This is a genomic window from uncultured Aquabacterium sp., from assembly GCF_947366995.1.
Lineage (GTDB): Bacteria > Pseudomonadota > Gammaproteobacteria > Burkholderiales > Burkholderiaceae_C > Aquabacterium.
On record NZ_CANBCC010000123.1, the window covers coordinates 1 to 3235 of the forward strand.

The window sequence follows — 3235 nt, forward strand, 5'->3', positions numbered from 1 at the left end:
CATTAAGCGATACCGACCTCTCGATTATCCGACAGCGGCGCGGCCCGGCCAATCGGCTGGGCTTCGCGGTGCAGCTTTGCTACCTACGCTTTCCGGGCGTCATACTGGGCGTTGATGAACCGCCGTTCCCGCCCTTGCTGAAACTGGTCGCCGACCAGCTCAAGGTCAGCATCGAAAGCTGGGGCAAGTACGGACAGCGGGAGCAGACCCGGCGTGAGCACCTGATCGAGCTGCAAACCGTCTTCGGTTTCCGGCCCTTCACCATGAGCCACTACCGGCAGGCCGTCCACACGCTGACCGAGCTGGCCATGCAAACCGACAAGGGCATTGTGCTGGCAAGCGCCTTCATCGAGGGCCTGCGGCGGCAGTCGGTCATTCTGCCTGCTCTCAACGCCGTCGAGCGGGCGAGCGCCGAGGCGATCACCCGCGCCAACCGGCGCATCTACGACGCCTTGGCCGAACCGCTATCGGACATGCATCGCCGTCGCCTCGACGATCTGCTCAAGCGCCGCGACAACGGCAAGACGACGTGGCTGGCCTGGCTGCGGCAATCCCCGGTCAAACCGAACTCGCGGCACATGCTGGAACACATCGAACGCCTCAAGGCGTGGCAGGCGCTCGACCTGCCCTCCGGCATCGAGCGGCTGGTTCACCAGAACCGGCTGCTCAAGATCGCCCGCGAGGGCGGCCAGATGACGCCCGCCGACCTGGCGAAGTTCGAGCCGCAGCGGCGTTACGCGACCCTGGTGGCGCTCGCCATCGAGGGCATGGCCACCGTCACCGACGAAATCATCGACCTGCATGACCGCATCCTGGGCAAGCTGTTCAATGCCGCCAAGAACAAGCATCAGCAGCAGTTCCAGGCATCCGGCAAGGCGATCAATGCCAAGGTGCGGCTATTCGGACGCATCGGCCAGGCGCTGATCGAGGCCAAGCAAGCCGGCCGCGATCCGTTCGCCGCCATCGAAGCCGTCATGTCCTGGGATGCCTTCGCCGAGAGCGTCACCGAGGCGCAGAAACTCGCGCAGCCCGAGGACTTCGATTTCCTGCACCGCATCGGCGAGAGCTATGCCACGCTGCGCCGCTACGCGCCGGAATTCCTCGCCGTGCTCAAGCTGCGGGCCGCGCCCGCCGCCAAGGACGTGCTCGACGCTATCGAAGTGCTGCGCAACATGAACAGCGACAACGCCCGCAAGGTGCCCGCCGATGCGCCAACCGATTTCATCAAGCCGCGCTGGCAAAAGCTGGTGATGACCGACGCCGGAATCGACCGGCGTTACTACGAACTGTGCGCGCTGTCGGAGATGAAGAACGCACTGCGCTCCGGCGACATCTGGGTGCAAGGCTCCCGCCAGTTCAAGGATTTCGAGGACTACCTGGTGCCGCCAGCGAAATTTGCCAGCCTCAAGCAGGCCAGCGAATTGCCGCTGGCCGTGGCCACCGATTGCGACCAGTACCTGCATGAACGGCTGACGTTGCTGGAAACGCAGCTCGCCACGGTCAACCGGATGGCGGCGGCCAACGACCTACCGGACGCCATCATCACAGAGTCGGGCCTGAAAATCACGCCGCTCGATGCGGCAATGCCGGACACTGCGCAGGCGTTGATCGACCAAACGGCCATGATCTTGCCGCACGTCAAGATTACCGAGCTTCTGATGGAGGTTGATGATTGGACGGGCTTCACTCGCCACTTCACACACCTGAAATCGGGCGATCTGGCCAAGGACAAGAACCTGTTGCTGACCACGATCCTGGCCGACGCGATCAACCTGGGGCTGACGAAAATGGCCGAGTCCTGCCCCGGAACGACCTACGCCAAGCTCGCCTGGCTGCAAGCCTGGCATACCCGAGACGAAACCTATTCCACAGCGCTGGCCGAGGTGGTCAACGCCCAATTCCGGCACCCCTTCGCCGGGCATTGGGGCGACGGCACCACGTCATCGTCGGACGGCCAGAACTTCCGCACCGGCAGCAAGGCCGAGAGCACCGGCCACATCAATCCGAAATACGGCAGCAGCCCAGGGCGGACGTTCTACACCCATATCTCCGACCAGTACGCGCCGTTCCACACCAAGGTCGTGAACGTCGGCGTGCGCGACTCGACCTACGTGCTCGACGGCCTGCTGTATCACGAATCCGACCTGCGGATCGAGGAGCACTACACCGACACGGCAGGGTTCACGGACCACGTCTTCGCGTTGATGCACCTGCTGGGCTTCCGCTTCGCCCCGCGCATTCGTGACCTGGGCGACACCAAGCTCTACATCCCGAAGGGCGATGCCACCTACGAGGCGTTGAAACCGATGATCGGCGGCACGCTCAACATCAAGCACGTCCGCGCCCATTGGGATGAAATCCTGCGGATGGCCACCTCGATCAAGCAGGGCACGGCGACGGCCTCGCTGATGCTCAGGAAGCTTGGCAGCTACCCGCGCCAGAACGGCCTGGCCGTCGCCCTGCGTGAGCTGGGACGCATCGAGCGCACACTGTTCATCCTGGACTGGCTGCAAAGCGTCGAGCTGCGCCGCCGCGTGCATGCCGGGCTGAACAAAGGCGAGGCGCGCAACGCGCTGGCCCGCGCCGTGTTCTTCAACCGCCTGGGGGAAATCCGCGACCGCAGCTTCGAGCAGCAGCGCTACCGGGCCAGCGGCCTCAACCTGGTGACGGCGGCCATCGTGCTATGGAACACGGTCTATCTGGAGCGGGCCGCGAACGCCTTGCGTGGCCACGGTCAAGCCGTCGATGACGGCCTGTTGCAGTACCTGTCGCCGCTCGGCTGGGAGCACATCAACCTGACCGGCGATTACCTCTGGCGCAGCAGCGCCAAGATCGGCGCGGGCAAGTTCAGGCCGCTACGGCCGCTGCAACCGGCTTAGCGTGCTTTATTTTCCGTTTTCTGAGACGACCCCATTCTGCTCGACGGCACGACCGAAGGCGGCCAGCCCCGCCTGCTGCTGCAGATATTCTCCGAGCCGCTGCTTGGCCCGGTGTTCTTCGAGTTCATCGAGCGCAAGGGCAACTACCGCGAGGGCTTCGGCGAAGGAAACTTCGGTGCCTTGTTCGAGTCGATGGAACGCGACCAGATCAACCGTGGCTCGTTGGAAATCAACCCGGCCTGATTTGGGCCTTTCCATGAAGGCAGAGCGCCTTCAGTCCTACATCTCGCGAGCCCCTCTGTGGGCTCGCGCTACTTTGGCGTCAGTACTGCCTTAGCCGCTCAAGCATTGAGCGG

1 protein-coding gene and 1 pseudogene are annotated in these 3235 nt (G+C 63.9%); both read left to right on the forward strand.

The window, feature by feature from the left end:
• Nucleotides 1-2879 (forward strand): Tn3 family transposase (locus Q0Z44_RS18205; protein WP_298015413.1); only part of this gene is annotated, 2879 nt, incomplete at its 5' end.
• Nucleotides 2880-2912: 33 nt separating this feature from the next.
• Nucleotides 2913-3122: pseudogene (locus Q0Z44_RS18210) on the forward strand (4-hydroxyphenylpyruvate dioxygenase); the annotation flags it as partial.
• Nucleotides 3123-3235 lie beyond the last annotated feature (113 nt).